A 14,270-nucleotide genomic window follows, 5' to 3' on the forward strand; every position below is an offset into this window, starting at 1 on the left:
CCAGGCCACCGCCATGAACGACCTCAGCCAGCACAGCTCCGACGCGCCGCAGCTGCGCACCTTGCTGCTGACCGACCTGTGCGACTCGACCTCGCTGGTCGAACGCCTCGGCGACACCGTCGCCGCCGAGCTGTTCCGCGAACACGACCGCCTGGTGCTGCAACTGCAGCAGCAATGGCGCGGGCGCCTGATCGACCGTTCCGACGGCCTGCTGCTGCTGTTCGAGCGGCCGATCGACGGCCTCGGCTTCGCGCTCGACTACGGCCACGGCCTGCGCGCGCTCGGCAAGGCGCACCAGCAGACGCTGCTGACCCGCGCCGGCCTGCACGTCGGCGAGGTGCTGACCTGGCGCAACAGCGACGAGGCCGTGCGCGTCGGCGCCAAGCCGCTCGAGGTCGAAGGCCTGGCCAAGCCGACCGCGGCGCGCCTGATGTCGATGGCGCGGCCCGGGCAGATCCTGCTGTCGGCGGTGGCCGAGCCTCTCGCCCACCGCGCCGCGCGGGAACTGGGCGAACGCGGCCTCGGCCTGACCTGGAAATCGCACGGCCGCTGGCACTTCAAGGGCGTGCCCAACAGCCAGGAAGTGTTCGAGGTCGGCGAGCCCGGGATTGCCCCGCTGCGCGCGCCACCCAGCAGCCCCAAGGCCTGGCGCGACATCCCGCTGTGGCGGCGCCCGGCCGCGCTCGCCGCCGAGGTCGCGCTGCTGGCCGGCATCGGCATCGGCGCCTGGTTCGTCACCCGCCCGCAGCCGGCGATCGCGTTCAACCAGCGCGACTGGGTGGTGGTCGCCGACCTGCGCAACCTCACCGGCGACCAGTTGCTCGACGACTCGCTGGAACAGGCGTTCCGCATCAGCCTGGAGCAGTCGCGCCACGTCAACGTGCTCAGCGACCTCAAGACCCGCGACACGCTGAGCCGCATGCAGCTCAAGCCCGGCACCGTGCTCGATCGCGCCATCGCCTCCGAGGTCGCCGTGCGCGACGGCGCGCGCGCGGTGATCCTGCCGACCGTGTCCGAAGTCGGCGGCCGCGTCCGCGTCAGCGCCGAGGTGATCGACCCGCACACCCAGACCACGGTCTACGCCGAATCGGCGGACGGTACCGGCGCGGTGTCGGCGCTGGATTCGATCGATACCGTCACCGCCGCGCTGCGCGGCAAGCTTGGCGAGGCGCTGAAGTCGATCGAGAAGGATTCGGCGCCGTTGCCCCGGGTGACGACCAAGAATCTGGATGCGTTGCGGGCGTATGCATTGGGTGTGCAGGCTTACTCCAAAGCGGATACGCAACAGGCCTTGCGGTACTTTCAACACGCTATAGAGCTCGATCCGCAGTTCGCATTGGCTTATCTGGGCATCATGCGTACATACGTCGCTGTGCCCGATGCCGCCAATGCAAAGCACTACCTGCAACGGGCAGAAGCATTGCGCTCCCACCTTCCGCTTCGTGACGCGTTGTATCTGGACGCTTGGGTTGCCGAACTTGGTCCAAAGCCCTCGCTTCACGCCCCGGAGAAGTGGAAGTTGTTGTCGGGCGTCTATCCGGATTACCACGCGGGTTCCGCCAACTATGCCTGGGCGGCGTTCACCGCGGGTCGCTACCAGGAGTCGATGAAATCGGCCCTTCTCGCCACCGCAGCGCAGAACCCGCTTCGGGGCCATGCAGTTGACCAGGTGGGGCGCGCGCAACTGGCACAAGAGCAGTACGCAGCAGCGCTCCTTAGCTTCAAGCAGGCAGGGGCGGCACAGCAAAGACGCGCGAGCCGTCAACAGGCTGCCGCATTGGCGGCCACTCGGCGCTTCACGGAGGCGGACGCGGTACTTAAAGCCTTGCCGCAGGATGTTCCCAGCGGGTATCTCGAACGCGTCGCGATCCCCTTGGACCAAGGGCGCTGGGATCAGGCACTGCGGAATGCCGTGAGCGTCAAAGCTAAAGTGAGCCGCAAGAATTTCTTGTTGAGGGACGTGACTGATTTGGTCGAACTGTCGGTACGCGCCTTGCGCGATCCTGGCAATTTGAAGTCTCAGGCTTACTTGGACGTCATCTATGCCGCGCTTGACGGTGTCGATTTGCAGGGCGCCGCAGACGTTTCGGACCGCGTCTATGTGGCTTTGACAGCAACTTATCTGGCTCAGCGTGCCGGGCGAGGCGATGTGGCAGACAAAGCCATGCAAAAGCTGGCCAAGCAAGTGGCGGAGAGCGGTGACCCTCGGTTAGCGCAAATGCTGCAGATCATTCGTGCGGGCCAACTGCGCCTGGCAGGGAATGCGCCAGCCGCAGTGGCACAACTAGAACGATTGATGGACGGCTCCGAGTTGTTCCAAGCGCACGTCGCGCTGCGCGACGCCTTGCGCGCCGCGGGTCGCTACGATGAGGCGCTGAGAGAAGATCGTTGGCTTGCGGCCCGTCGCGGCCTTGCATATGTCGAGCTGACTGGCGCACAAGCCCAGCAAGCCATCAATGTGGCTGATACGACGCTGGCTCGATTGGACGCGGCCGAGGTCTTGCAGAAGCTGGGTCGCATCGGTGAAGCGCGGCTAGAAGCCGAAGCTTTCAGCCGCGCATGGCCGCAAGCGGGACTACCTGACTACTTACGTGACAGAGCCTTCTCGATCTTGCCGGCCACGAAGCAATGAGGATTGGTCAAAGCCTGACTTGATACCAGGTAATCCTTGAGCTGGTCGCGGGCCGCAGCGATCTCCTTTTTTGACCCCAAACTGTCCACTGCCGCACAGGCCATCAGAGCCATGGCTTCCTTCGCCGGCGGATAGCCAACGTAGGCGAGCCCGGCTATCGGGTTTCTCTTAAACAGCCTGCGAAACTCGCTGTCGGTGCTCAACAGGTCCAGCAACTTGTCCGCGGTCTTCGCATTGAACGGTATCGCCTTAGTCTTCGCCATTCCCCTTTCCCCCTGTGAGATCCATAACGGACCGTTGGTTTTCGGAATCTATCCCTGCCTGCTCTACGGAACAACCGTTTGAATTCGGACGCCGGGACTGGGCGAAGCAAAATGGCTCGTTGGAGCCGCAAGTAAAAAGTGGGAGGCTCCTCCAGCTTTCTCTGGCCAGTTACGAGACCGAGGGGAACGATCAGATGATCGCCAGTTGGCCTGAAAGGCGCAGGAGCTATTTTTACCCCTGCGCCTGTCAAGAGTTGCAGCTATTTGCGGCGCAGGGCTGCCGTGATACTCCCGGCTTCGAAGCAGTGCGGGTTCGTGAATATTCCAGCCGACGTAATGTGAGCTTTCAGATGATCTCGCGCAGAAATGAACTCGTTCTTCGACGCGATGCGATTCACCGGCCCGCATCTGGAAATCGACTCGGTGGAGATGGGGTGGCCTAGCATCGCTAGTGCCGCATTCGGATCTTTCTCGAACAAGTCGCGAAACATGTTGTCGGTGCTCAAGAGTTCCAAGAGCCGGTCGGCGACTTGGGGTTGTAGCGGGTTTTTCCCATTGATCGCTACTGATAGCTGACGCGTGGGTTGAGGCGCTTGACGGTGTGCGGAAACAGTTTGCATATCGCTCTCCTCTCGTTGGTGATGACCCGCTGCATGATGCCGTCGCGTGTCACCGCATAAGCTATCTGTCATCGTGTACTGCGGGGAAGTGGCCTAGGAGGTCAAATGCGCGTGCGTCGCTGTGCGGTGTTGTATCTGGAGCCGCGCGAGGAGATCAGCTTCGACCTGAACGTACTGCTGTCAGGTGGCGATGGCCTGCGCCGCGGCAGCCGCTGGTTGGCTCTGGCGCCGCACCTCGGCGAGGAAGTCGAAGTTGATTCAATGGAGCGCGAACTGCTCGGTGCACTTGGCCCCAGCCAATGGGTGGATGCGAACACGTTAGCCTCGCATCCGCCGGTCGCGCTCAAGCGCCTGCTGAAGCAAGGCCTGCTGATATCAGACGGCAAGCGTCACGCCGCGCACCGCGAACGCGACGATGCGTTGCGCTCGACCTACTGGCACCCGTTGGCCGCGACGCTGCATGCGTTTACCCGTTGGCGCGAGGTCGATGCGGTGCAAAGCATGAAAGACAGCGGCACCGAGACCGCCCTCGAGATGCGCCAGGTGCTCGGCGCGCCGCCAGCCGAGGCCGCGCGTCGCGGCGAGGATTCGCAACGGCTGCCGCTGCCGCGCGCCGCGCCGACCGACTTCGACCGCCTGCTCGCGCGCCGCGCCACCTGCCGCAACTTCGATGCCGCCAGGCCGCTGCCACACGCGCTGTTCGCGCAGCTGCTCGAACGCGTGTTCTCGGCGCAGGCCGAGGTCCGGGTCAGCGACGACACCGTGTTCCTGAAGAAGACCAGCCCGTCCGGTGGCGGCCTGCACCCGGTCGAGGCCTACCTGATCGTGCAGCACGTCGAAGGGGTCGCCCCCGGCCTGTACCACTACCAGGCGCGCGAGCACGCACTAGAACCGTTGCCCGCACCCGCGCAGCCGCTGCGCGAATTCGTCATGGACATGGTCGCGCAGCAGCACTGGTTCGCAGACGCGCACGTGCTGGTGCTGCTGTCGCCGCGCTTCGATCGCACGTTCTGGAAGTACCGCCATCACGCCAAGGGCTACCGCGTGGTCGCCCTCGAAGCCGGACACCTGTCGCAGACCCTGTACCTGTCCGCCACCGAGGCCGGGCTGGGCGCCTTCATCACCGGCGCGATCAACGAGGTGCAGCTGGAACGCGCCTTCGGCCTCGACCCGATCCAGCAGGGCGCGCTGGCGGTCTGCGGCTTCGGCTGGCGCGGCGAGGTGATGACGACCACCGAGCTCGACCCGGCCGGCGAGGTCTGGGTACGCACCGCGGAGCTGGCCGCCGATCCGCGCGACTGAGAAAAACTCCCTCTTCCGGCACATGGACACGGTTGCGGCGCGTCGATAGGGTGGCGCGACCAATCAGGGGTCCAATCGGAAGGGGTAGTGCGAGATGCGTTTGTTCATATTCATGGGGCTGTTGCTGGCGTCCTTCGGCGCGTTCGCCGATTCGGCCGGGCGCAAGCCGCTGGCAGTGGTGGCGATCACCGCGCAGCAGAAGCAGATCCACGACGACGTCATCGCGGTCAGGGGCCGCTACAAGGACATGCCCTCGTCGAAGCGCGTAGACCTGCTCGCCAAGCAGGCCGGACTGATGGCGATGCTGGAAGGCAAGACCACCACCGACGAGCTGTCCGAAAGCGAGCAAACCGAGGCGTTCAATACCCTCGAATGGATTGAGGCGGCGATCAACAATGCCGAGGACGAGCGCATGGTCTGTCGCCGCGAAAAGGTGCTGGGTAGTACCCGTCTGACCCGGGTCTGCCGCACGGTGGAGGAAGAGCGCCGCATGAAGGAGCTGGCGCGTGACCAACTCGACCGTGGCGATGCTCAGATGCGTCGGTAACGGAATCGCGCTGGAAAAAAGGGCGGCCAATGGCCGCCCTTTTTGTTTCAGTCCGGAATCGCCGGGAACCTGAACAGATGCCGCGTTGAAGCGGGCCGTCAGCCGGCGTAGTGTCGGCCGCTCACCCCGTGGAGAACCGCCGTGAAGATTCGTGCCTGCCTGCTCGCGCTGCTGTTGGTCGCCCCCGTCGCCTCCGCGTCCGTCGACCGCGGCGTCCTCCAGTTCGAGGCGATCCGCACCCAGCAGGCGCAGATCCGCACAGGCGTCGAATCGCGCAGCGGCCGCTTCAAGGAATTGCCCGCGAACACGCGCAGCGAACTGCTCGCCAAGCAGGCGCAGCTGCTGTCGCTGATGGAGGGCAAGCAGTCGACCGATGAGCTAAACGAGACCCAGAAGACCGAGGTCTTCAACACCCTCGAGTGGATCGAGGCGGCGGTCAACAACGCTGACGACGAACGCATGGTCTGCGAGCGCCGCGCGATCCTGGGCAGCACCCGCAAGGAGCGCGTGTGCAAGACCGCCGGCCAGTTGCGCGTCGAGCGCGAGGCCGCCCGCGAGCGCATGGACAGCCGCGACATGCAGCGCTGAAGCGCGCTACCTGATGCGACCCGAACGGGCGGCCCAGGCCGCCCGTTCCTGTGTCCGGCCTCCGAATCCGGCGCCGTTGTAGGCGGTATTGACGCGGCAGTACGGGAGATTGCAATGAACCGGCACGCCTTCACGGTCACCTTGCTGCTGTCGCTGGCAGCCACGGCCGCCACCGCCAACGTCGGAAAAATCGGCCAGATCCTGCAGCAGCAACGCGAGATACGCGACGCATCCGAGCACTCGACCGGCGCTTATGCCCGGTTCGGCGCTGAAGCACTGGGGCGGATGCACGCCGCGCAGGACCGCATCTTCGAACTGCTTGATGGCGTGAGCGCAGTGGAACAACTCAACCGTGACCAGCAGGCTGAGCTGTTCAATGCACTGGAAGAGGTCAAGGCGGTGATTGCCGACAATCAGGCGAACAAGCAGGTCTGCTGGCGCGAGCACAAGCTGGGCACGACATTGAGGCAGACGCGATGCGCGACGGTTGCCGAACGTGCACAGGCCCGCGAGGAGTCGCGCCAATGGCACGGCGACACCAGCATATGCGGCCAGGCCAGCACCGGAATCTCGTGTGGGACGGACGCCGTCGGGCGCCTCGGGCCGTAGAATCGCCAGCGAGATCCCTGTTCCCGTGTGCCGACAAGGAGTAGCGAATGAAGCGACTGATTGCGATCGTGGTGGCGTGCATGGCACTCAGCGGCGCCGCGCTGGCACAGGCGGGCGACGAGGGCGACGGTTTGCAGCGGATCCTCAAGCAGCAGCACGCGCTCAAGGCCGACCTCGACGATGGCGGCATCGACGGCCTGACCGCGCGCCAGGGCAGTGCGATCCGCAAGGCGCAGGCCGAGGTGTTCGCGCTGACCGAAGGCAAGGCGGCGCTGGCCGACCTGTCGATGGACCAGAAGGTGCAGCTGGAGAACGCGCTGGAGCGGATCAACGCGCAGGTCAAGAACAGCAAGGCCGGCCACGACGAGCAGCAGGTGTGCTGGCGCGAGCAGAAATCCGGGTCCAGCGTGAAGGTCACCCGCTGCGGCACCGAGGCGGAACGGCGCGAGGCCCGCGAGGGTGCGCGCGATTTCCTGGAACGCCCGAAGGTCTGCGGCGAACGCTGCGGTTGAGTGGATGACGTACGGCGGGTTTCAACCCGCCATGGCTGTCCGCGCCGCAAACTAGGCCGGGCTGGTCCGGGGCGCTCAGGCCGCCTGGGTGGACTGGCTGCCGCGGTCGATCCGCCGGTAGCCGATCGCCTCGCTCAGGTGCGCGGTTAGGATCTGCGGTTGGCCGGCAAGGTCGGCGATCGTGCGCGCGACCCGCAGGATGCGGTGCAACGAGCGCGCCGACAGTTGCAGGGTGTCGACCGCGCGTTCGAGCAAGGCGTGGTCGGCGTTGGAGAGCCGGCAGGTTGCCATGGTTTCGGCCTGGCTTAAGCGGGCATTCGGCTTGCCGGCGCGACCGTGCTGGACCGCGCGCGCCTGCACCACGCGCTCGCGCACATCCAAGGTGCACTCGCCGTCGGGCGCATCGGGCCGCAGCTCGGTCGGCGGCAACCGCGGTACCTCGATGTGCAGGTCGATGCGGTCGAGCAGCGGCCCGGAGATGCGCGCGCGGTAGCGGCGGATCGCCTCGCCGTTGCAACGGCAGCGCCCGCTGCTGTCGCCGGCCCAGCCGCACGGGCAGGGGTTCATCGCCGCGACCAGCTGGAACTGCGCCGGGAACTCCGAGCTGCGCGCCGCGCGCGACACCGTGACCACGCCCGACTCGAGCGGCTCGCGCAGCACCTCGAGCGCACGCCGGTCCCATTCGGGCAGTTCGTCGAGGAACAGCACGCCGCGATGTGCGAGGGAAATTTCGCCCGGGCGCGGCTCGGCGCCGCCGCCGACCAGCGCCACCGCGCTGGCGGTGTGGTGCGGCGAGCGGTAAGGCCGTTCCCGCCAGCGCGCCGGATCCAGACCGCGACCGCTGACCGAGGCGATCGCCGCCGCTTCCAGCGCCTCCTCCTCCGAGGCCTCGGGCAACAGGCCCGACAAGCGCGAGGCGAGCAGGGTCTTGCCGCAGCCCGGTGGGCCGATCAACAACAAGTGGTGGCCGCCGGCCGCGGCGATCTCCAGTGCGCGCCGCGCGTGCGCCTGCCCGCGCACGTCGGCCAGGTCCGGGCCGCGCTCGCGCACGGTCGGCAGCGCGATCGCGTGCGGCAGCGGCTTGCGCCCTTCCAGCATCGCGCACACCTCCAGCAGCGTGCGCGCGGTGCAGGCCTCGACCTGCGTCGCCAGCGCGGCCTCGGCGCCGTTGCCGGCCGGCACGACCAGCTTGCGCCCGGCCTGCGCGGTGGCGAGCGCCGCCGGCAGCACGCCGTCGACCGCGCGCAGCTCGCCGGTCAGGCCGAGCTCGCCGAGAAACTCGTACTCCTGCAACGCCTCCAGCGGCACCTGGCCGCTCGCGGCAAGGATGCCCAGCGCGATCGCCAGATCGAAGCGGCCGCCGTCCTTGGGCAGGTCAGCCGGCGCGAGGTTGACGGTGATGCGCCGCGCCGGGAATTCGAACTGCGCGCACTGGATCGCCGCACGCACCCGGTCCTTGGCTTCGCGCACCGCGGCTTCGGGCAGGCCGACGATCGACATCGCCGGCAGGCCGCCGCCCAGGTGCACTTCCACCCGGACCGCGGGCGCACGCACGCCCGAACGCGCACGGCTGTGCACGAGTGCCAGGTTCATGGTGGCCGGCTCAGTGGCGCGGCGGCGCGGGGCGGTCGAGCTGCGATTCGAGCTCGGCGACCGCGGCCTGCAGCTGTTCGAGCTTCTCGCGGGTGCGCAGCAACACCGCGCGCTGCACGTCGAACTCCTCGCGCGTGACCAGGTCGAGCTTGGCCAGGCCCGACTGCAGCACCGACTTGAAGTTCTGCTGCAGTTCGTCGCGGCCCTCGCGCAGGCCCGGCGGCACCAGCGAGCTGAGGCGGCGGGCGAGGTCGTCGATGTGGCTGAGGTCGATCATGGGATGGCTCCTGCGGCGGTGCAGCCAGCGTGGCCGTGCGGCCGGGGCTGCGCTATCGGCGCCGGCCGCGCTGCGCTGTCGGAAAAATCCGATACGCCCGAGGCGGTGGGCCGGGACGGCGCGCACTCTACCGCAAGCCCGGGCCGGGCCGCGTGACCTTCGCGTTATCCTGCCGCCAGCGAACAGTGCCCGCAGGGGAGAGGCAGCCGATGAAGATGGTCATGGCGGTGATCAAGCCGTTCAAGCTCGACGACGTGCGCGAGGCGCTGGCCGAGGCCGGCGTCGCCGGCATCACCGCCACCGAGGTCAAGGGCTTCGGCCGCCAGAAGGGCCACACCGAGCTCTACCGCGGCGCCGAGTACGTGGTCGACTTCCTGCCCAAGATCAAGCTCGAGGTCGCGGTCACCGACGACCAGGTCGACAGCGTGGTCGAGGCGATCATGAAGGCCGCCGGCACCGGCAAGATCGGCGACGGCAAGATCTTCGTCTGGGAGATGGAGCGGGTGGTGCGGATCCGGACCGGCGAGATGGACGGCGACGCGTTGTAGCCGCATCCGCGTGGCGGGCATCGCCGGCGATCACGCCGACGCGGCGAGCGCCTCGTCCTCGATCCGGTTGCGGCCGTCGTGTTTCGCCCGATACAGCGCGCTGTCCGCGCGCCGGGTGAGTTCGACCAGGCCGCGGTCCTCGCGGCGCAGGCGGGCGACGCCGACGCTGACGGACACCCGCAGGCCAGGCGCGAGGTCGTCCAGCGCCAACCGCTCGACGCTCGCGCGCAGGCGCTCGGCGATGCGCAGGCCACCGGCCTGGTCGGCGTCGGGCAGCACCACCAGGAACTCCTCGCCGCCGCTGCGGCCGAGCAGGTCGCCCTGGCGCAGTGCTCCCGAGCAAGTCTGTGCGACGCGCGTCAGCACCGCGTCGCCGACGTCATGGCCGTGCGTGTCGTTGATGCGCTTGAAGTGGTCGATGTCGATGACCAGCGTGGTCAGTGGCCGCCGGTCGTCGCGCGCGTGCGCGATCGCGTCCTCGCCGAACTGCTCGATCCGGCGCCGGTTGGCGACCCCGGTCAGCGCGTCGGTGTGGGCGAGGTCGCGCAGCCGGCGCGCGCCGCGCACTTGCCGCAGCACCAGCGCCACCATCAGCAGGATCAGCACCGCGCCGAGCCCGAGCGCACTCCACTGCCAGCGCCGGGCGCGCAGCAGCGCCTCGAGCCGGGCGTCGCGCAGTCGCGTTTCGGCGACCAGCCGGCGATTCTCGTGCTCGCGCTGCTTCGCATCGAAGCGGTGCTGGAGCAGGCGCGTGCGCTCGTCGCCGAGGCGGCGTTGCAAGGCGTCATGCAGCTGCAGGTAGCGCCTGAAATCGGCGAGCGCGGGCTGCGGCCGGCCCAGCGCTTCGAGCGTGGCGGCACGCGCAAGGTGGAACATCGCGAGGTAGCGCTCGTTGTCCTCACGCTGCAGCAGCGGCGCCGCGCGGTCGAAGTGCCGCAGCGCGCGCGCATGTCGGCCTAGCGCCGCATTCGCTTCACCGCGACGCAGTTCGAGCATCCCCGCGTTGGTGTGGTCGCCGGCCGCGGCGAACTCGGCCTGCGCCTGGTCGAGCAGCTGCAACGCCCGCGCGGGTGCACCGAGCTGCGTCTGCGCATAGGCCATGCCGAGGTGGATGAAGCCGAAGTGGTTGTCAAAGCCGTGGTCCCGTGCGACCTGCAGCGCGCGTTCGTAGGCCGCGAGTGCCTGCGCGGCTTGACCGAGGTCTTCGAAAGCGTACGCGGTCTGCAGTTCGTCCGAGATCAGCGAGATCCAGTTGCGCTCGCGCAGCGACACCACGCGGCTGCGTTCGAGATAGCGCAGCGCCTGCCGGTGCTCGCCCATGCGCCGGTAGACGATCGCGACGCGTTGCAGGTTGGCTTCGGCGCGAGCGCGCAAGCCGGCACGTCGGTAGACCGCGCCTGCGTCCAGCGTGTCGATCAGCGCCAGCGCCTGTTCGCCGAGCCGCGAGCGCACGCCGCCGCGCAGCGCCAGGCCATCGCCGTGCAGTCGCGCCTCGCCGAGGCTGCGCGCGAGCATGATGCCGGTACCGTAGTCGGTGATCGCCGCGCGCGTATCGAGCGCGACCTCGGCATGACTGGCGCGGCAGTAATGGAAGTGCACCTGCAACTGCGGCGCGCGCGCGCGGCGCGCGTCGGCGATGCCGCGCTCGGCGAACGCGCGTCCGCTCGCGGGCTCGTCCGGGTGCCAGGCGCAGGCGAGCGCGCGGTAGCCAAGTTCGCGGCGGGCGTCGCCCGGCGGCAGCAGCTCGTGCAGGGTCGCGAGGTCGGCGCGCGCGCGCTTTTCGTCGAACTCCCAGGCAGCGTCCGCGGCGATCCGCTCAAAGGCGCGATCAAACGCCGCGGCGGTCGTCGGCCGTGGGCCACGACCGTCAGGCCGCTCCTGTGCCGCTGCCGGCGCGCACGCCCCGGCGAGCGCGAGGAGCGCGGCGAGGGCTGGCAATAAAAGGCTATGGAACGGCATCGACGCACCCGCGAGCAAGGGACCACGCAATCACGCTTCAATCCCTTGCGCCGAGAGCCCCCGGCCGGTGTTGCCTACGCCACCCCTCCCCGGGTGGCGGTGTCGTGGCGACCGACGGCACGGCCGTCATCGCGGACTGCGGCGACTCGCGCCGAACCGGATCAGCCGTTCAGCGCCGGCGCGCCACGATGGATATCGGCCGGGTAGTAGCGGATCTGAAGGCTGGCGGTACCGGCAAGTCCGGCGACGGCAAGATCTTAGTCTGGGACCTGGAGCGGGTGGTACTGATCGCACCGGCGAGATGGACGGCGACGGGCTGTAGCCAGCGTAGGGACGAAAACGCATTCCGCCAATAACGACGCGCCACTACACTTTGCAACCGCCCACGCCGGGCGATCGACACCAATGATGCGCACGACCCGCCTGCCCGGCCTCGATCTCCTCCGCGCCATCGCCATCGTCTGGGTGATGTTGTTCCATTCGTTCCTGGTCGGTGGGCTTGCGCCCGACCTTGCATGGCTTTCGCGCTATGGCTGGATGGGCGTGGATATCTTCTTTGTCCTGAGCGGGTTCCTGATCGGTCGCCAGGTGCTTTCGCCGCTGGCCCACGGAGGCGACCTTTCGTTTGGTTCGTTCTACGTCCGCCGCGCCTACCGAATTCTGCCCGCGTTCCTGGTGGTGCTGGCGATATACGTCGCATTTCCGGCGATGCGCGAGGCGCCCGGGCTGGCGCCGTGGTGGCAGTTCGCTACCTTCAGCGTCAACCTGTTGATCGACTACGGCAGCCAACAGGCGTTCTCGCATGCCTGGTCGCTGTGCGTCGAGGAGCACTTCTACCTGTTGTTTCCGGCACTGGCGTGGGGTTTGACGCGTCGGCCGTCGACGGCGAAGTTCCTGGCCGTGTGCGCGGTCCTGGTCGTGGCAGGCGTAGTGCTGCGGGGCGCCGTGTGGCTGCATTACACCGCCTTGGATCCGGATCGGAACTGGTTCGTCGAGGATATCTTCTACCCTACCTGGAGCCGCCTCGATGGGCTGCTCGCGGGAGTGATGCTGGCGACCGTGGCGGCTTTCCGGCCGGCGTGGTGGGAGCGCCTGCTCGCGCGCGGAAACAGCTTCTTGCTGCTCGGGTTGCTCGGCATGGCGCTGGCGTTCTGGCTGTTCCGCGACCGCACGGGCCTGCTTGGCAACACGATCGGGTGGCCGCTGTTGTCCGCGGCGATCGCGTGTCTGGTGGTGGCGGGCATCAGCACGACGAGTTGGATCAGTCGATTTTCGTGGCCGGGTGTGGGCTGGATCGCGGCCGCGTCCTACAGCCTCTACCTCAGCCACAAGCTTGTATTCGTGGCGGTGGAGCGGGGCTCCGGGGAGTGGCTTCAGGGCCGCGGGCTGCTCGCGTTCCTGGTGTATGCGGCCGCCACCGCATTCGGCGGTGCAGCGCTGTATTACGGAGTCGAGCGGCCGTTCCTGCGGCTGCGCGAGCGACGCCGGCGACATCTGATCGGCGTACCGTTGCCTGCAGCGATTGTGGAGCCGTCGGCGGGCTGATACCGACGCTGCTGAATTGTCGCTTCTGGAGACCTGACCTCCCTCGGCCGTCGGCTGGGTTGGCTACATCAACCCAGCGCATGGGTGGGTCGCGCGGCGATAGCCAGCAAGCGCACCCAGGGGGACGTGCGCGATGCTGGGTTATGGCGCATTGCGTCTAAACCTCCCTACGAAAAGCCCCGCGCTTGGCGGGGCTTTCGCGTCCAGGAGATTCCTTGCTGCGCTCGGGATGACGGCAAGGGCAGGGTGACGGTGGCTTACTCGCCCAGCGCGGCGGCCACGAACGGCGGCAGCGTCGCCGCGCCCTTGTGGATGTCGGCGCTGTAGTACTTCGAATCGAATGCCTTGGCGCGCGCATCGGCTTCGCGGAACGCGAAGCCGCCGGACTTCCTGGCCAGCGTGCACGACCACCAGCCGGTCGGGTAGCACGGCTGCGGGAACGGCAGGGTCTGGAACGTGGTGAAGCCGGCCTTGGCCATCTCGGCGCGCATTTCCTTGATCAGTTCCAGCAGCACCAAAGGCGACTCGGACTGCTGCACCAGGATGCCGTCGTCCTTGAGCGCGGCGAAGCAGCTGGCGTAGAACGCCTTGTTGAACAGGCCTTCGGCCGGGCCGACCGGGTCGGTCGAGTCGACGATCACGATGTCGACGCTGCCCGGCGCGCAGTTCGCCATGTAGGCGATGCCGTCGTCGAACAGCAGCTCGGCGCGCGGGTCGTGGTTGGAATCGCACAGCTCCGGGAACCATTTCTCGGCCATTCGCGTGACCTGCTCGTCGATGTCGCACTGGGTCGCGCTCTGCACACCGGGGTGCTTGAGCACCTCGCGCAGGGTGCCGCAGTCGCCGCCGCCGATGATGACCACCCGCTTCGGGTCGGCGTGGGTGAACAGCGCCGGGTGCGACATCATCTCGTGGTAGAGGAAGTTGTCGCGCGTGGTCAGCATCATCGCGCCGTCGATGAGCATCAGGTTGCCCCAGTCGGTGCTTTCGTAGATCTCGATCTTCTGGAACGGCGACTGCACTTCATCGAGCTTCTTGGTGATGCGGTAGCCGATGGCCGAGCCGGCGGGTTCGAAGTTCTCGTAGTGCCACGTCGTATTCGCGTTCATTCCAGTCCGTCCAGTGCAGTGGCCCGTTCCGACGCACACGATCCCGCAAAAGGCATCGCACGTCGATCGGGCCGAAGTTAGGGGCGCGGATTGTAGCGAACGCCGGCGAACACGCCGGTGACGGCGTGATCCGGGACGCATCGGCGCCACGCTACGGCCGCGTACA

The 14,270-nt window shown here is 67.6% G+C and carries 14 protein-coding genes; 8 read left to right on the plus strand and 6 right to left on the minus strand.

Going from position 1 to position 14,270, the window contains the following annotated elements:
- Positions 1-13 precede the first annotated feature (13 nt).
- Positions 14-2,632, plus strand: coding sequence for a putative peptide modification system cyclase (locus ACFQZQ_RS11230; RefSeq protein ID WP_386812881.1), 2,619 nt, complete (start codon positions 14-16; stop codon positions 2,630-2,632).
- On the opposite strand, the gene ACFQZQ_RS11235 is transcribed toward ACFQZQ_RS11230, so the two are convergent.
- On the minus strand, positions 2,584-2,895 hold the full coding sequence (locus ACFQZQ_RS11235; protein ID WP_386812882.1) for an NHLP-related RiPP peptide: 312 nt from the start codon (positions 2,893-2,895) through the stop codon (positions 2,584-2,586). The genes ACFQZQ_RS11230 and ACFQZQ_RS11235 overlap by 49 nt on opposite strands.
- Before the next feature lie 260 nt (positions 2,896-3,155).
- The gene (locus ACFQZQ_RS11240; RefSeq protein WP_386812883.1) at positions 3,156-3,515 is read right to left on the minus strand and encodes an NHLP-related RiPP peptide; all 360 of its coding nucleotides are present in this window, start codon (positions 3,513-3,515) and stop codon (positions 3,156-3,158) included.
- A 105-nt stretch (positions 3,516-3,620) separates the two neighbouring features.
- Between ACFQZQ_RS11240 and ACFQZQ_RS11245 the strand changes: the two genes are divergently transcribed.
- The 5 genes from ACFQZQ_RS11245 (at position 3,621) to ACFQZQ_RS11265 (ending at position 7,073) form a co-directional block, all read left to right on the plus strand.
- Positions 3,621-4,817 carry a putative peptide maturation dehydrogenase gene (locus ACFQZQ_RS11245; RefSeq protein WP_386812884.1) on the plus strand — a complete coding sequence of 399 codons (1,197 nt, stop codon included), beginning with the start codon at positions 3,621-3,623 and terminating at the stop codon, positions 4,815-4,817.
- A gap of 94 nt (positions 4,818-4,911) precedes the next feature.
- Positions 4,912-5,364 carry a hypothetical protein gene (locus ACFQZQ_RS11250; RefSeq protein ID WP_386812885.1) on the plus strand — a complete coding sequence of 151 codons (453 nt, stop codon included), beginning with the start codon at positions 4,912-4,914 and terminating at the stop codon, positions 5,362-5,364.
- Between the two features lie 141 nt (positions 5,365-5,505).
- Complete coding sequence (locus ACFQZQ_RS11255; RefSeq protein ID WP_386812886.1) at positions 5,506-5,952, plus strand: hypothetical protein; 447 nt, start codon at positions 5,506-5,508, stop codon at positions 5,950-5,952.
- 114 nt (positions 5,953-6,066) lie between these two features.
- Positions 6,067-6,561, plus strand: coding sequence for a hypothetical protein (locus ACFQZQ_RS11260; protein WP_386812887.1), 495 nt, complete (start codon positions 6,067-6,069; stop codon positions 6,559-6,561).
- Positions 6,562-6,608: 47 nt separating this feature from the next.
- The gene (locus tag ACFQZQ_RS11265; RefSeq protein WP_386812888.1) at positions 6,609-7,073 is read left to right on the plus strand and encodes a hypothetical protein; all 465 of its coding nucleotides are present in this window, start codon (positions 6,609-6,611) and stop codon (positions 7,071-7,073) included.
- Positions 7,074-7,148: 75 nt separating this feature from the next.
- On the opposite strand, the gene ACFQZQ_RS11270 is transcribed toward ACFQZQ_RS11265, so the two are convergent.
- On the minus strand, positions 7,149-8,666 hold the full coding sequence (locus ACFQZQ_RS11270) for a YifB family Mg chelatase-like AAA ATPase (RefSeq protein WP_386812889.1): 1,518 nt from the start codon (positions 8,664-8,666) through the stop codon (positions 7,149-7,151).
- A 10-nt stretch (positions 8,667-8,676) separates the two neighbouring features.
- Positions 8,677-8,943 (minus strand): ubiquinone biosynthesis accessory factor UbiK, encoded by a 267-nt coding sequence (gene ubiK / locus ACFQZQ_RS11275; RefSeq protein WP_386812890.1) that lies wholly within the window; start codon positions 8,941-8,943, stop codon positions 8,677-8,679.
- 209 nt (positions 8,944-9,152) lie between these two features.
- Between ubiK and ACFQZQ_RS11280 the strand changes: the two genes are divergently transcribed.
- Positions 9,153-9,491, plus strand: a complete 339-nt coding sequence (locus tag ACFQZQ_RS11280) for a P-II family nitrogen regulator (RefSeq protein WP_386812891.1) — start codon at positions 9,153-9,155, stop codon at positions 9,489-9,491.
- 30 nt (positions 9,492-9,521) lie between these two features.
- Here ACFQZQ_RS11280 and ACFQZQ_RS11285 read toward each other — a convergent pair whose 3' ends face one another.
- Entirely contained in the window at positions 9,522-11,429 is a 1,908-nt protein-coding gene (locus ACFQZQ_RS11285) for a GGDEF domain-containing protein (RefSeq protein WP_386812892.1), read from the minus strand.
- A gap of 429 nt (positions 11,430-11,858) precedes the next feature.
- On the opposite strand from ACFQZQ_RS11285, the gene ACFQZQ_RS11290 reads away from it, so the two are divergent.
- Positions 11,859-12,995 carry an acyltransferase family protein gene (locus tag ACFQZQ_RS11290; protein WP_386812893.1) on the plus strand — a complete coding sequence of 379 codons (1,137 nt, stop codon included), beginning with the start codon at positions 11,859-11,861 and terminating at the stop codon, positions 12,993-12,995.
- A gap of 257 nt (positions 12,996-13,252) precedes the next feature.
- Here the strand turns inward: ACFQZQ_RS11290 and speE are convergent, their stop codons facing one another.
- Entirely contained in the window at positions 13,253-14,104 is an 852-nt protein-coding gene (gene speE, locus ACFQZQ_RS11295; RefSeq protein ID WP_386812894.1) for a polyamine aminopropyltransferase, read from the minus strand.
- Between the last annotated feature and the right edge of the window lie 166 nt (positions 14,105-14,270).

Origin of the sequence: Lysobacter koreensis (genome assembly GCF_042677045.1) — a bacterium.
Taxonomy (GTDB): domain Bacteria; phylum Pseudomonadota; class Gammaproteobacteria; order Xanthomonadales; family Xanthomonadaceae; genus Lysobacter_K; species Lysobacter_K koreensis.

Excerpts from the sequence above, each read along its gene's own strand:
- ACFQZQ_RS11230 (WP_386812881.1), top strand. The coding sequence starts at position 14 with ATGAACGACCTCAGCCAGCACAGCTCCGACGCGCCGCAGCTGCGCACC.
- ACFQZQ_RS11235 (WP_386812882.1), bottom strand. The coding sequence starts at position 2,895 with ATGGCGAAGACTAAGGCGATACCGTTCAATGCGAAGACCGCGGACAAG.
- ACFQZQ_RS11240 (WP_386812883.1), bottom strand. The coding sequence starts at position 3,515 with ATGCAAACTGTTTCCGCACACCGTCAAGCGCCTCAACCCACGCGTCAG.
- ACFQZQ_RS11245 (WP_386812884.1), top strand. The coding sequence starts at position 3,621 with ATGCGCGTGCGTCGCTGTGCGGTGTTGTATCTGGAGCCGCGCGAGGAG.
- ACFQZQ_RS11250 (WP_386812885.1), top strand. The coding sequence starts at position 4,912 with ATGCGTTTGTTCATATTCATGGGGCTGTTGCTGGCGTCCTTCGGCGCG.
- ACFQZQ_RS11260 (WP_386812887.1), top strand. The coding sequence starts at position 6,067 with ATGAACCGGCACGCCTTCACGGTCACCTTGCTGCTGTCGCTGGCAGCC.
- ACFQZQ_RS11265 (WP_386812888.1), top strand. The coding sequence starts at position 6,609 with ATGAAGCGACTGATTGCGATCGTGGTGGCGTGCATGGCACTCAGCGGC.
- ACFQZQ_RS11270 (WP_386812889.1), bottom strand. The coding sequence starts at position 8,666 with ATGAACCTGGCACTCGTGCACAGCCGTGCGCGTTCGGGCGTGCGTGCG.
- ubiK (WP_386812890.1), bottom strand. The coding sequence starts at position 8,943 with ATGATCGACCTCAGCCACATCGACGACCTCGCCCGCCGCCTCAGCTCG.
- ACFQZQ_RS11280 (WP_386812891.1), top strand. The coding sequence starts at position 9,153 with ATGAAGATGGTCATGGCGGTGATCAAGCCGTTCAAGCTCGACGACGTG.
- ACFQZQ_RS11290 (WP_386812893.1), top strand. The coding sequence starts at position 11,859 with ATGCGCACGACCCGCCTGCCCGGCCTCGATCTCCTCCGCGCCATCGCC.
- speE (WP_386812894.1), bottom strand. The coding sequence starts at position 14,104 with ATGAACGCGAATACGACGTGGCACTACGAGAACTTCGAACCCGCCGGC.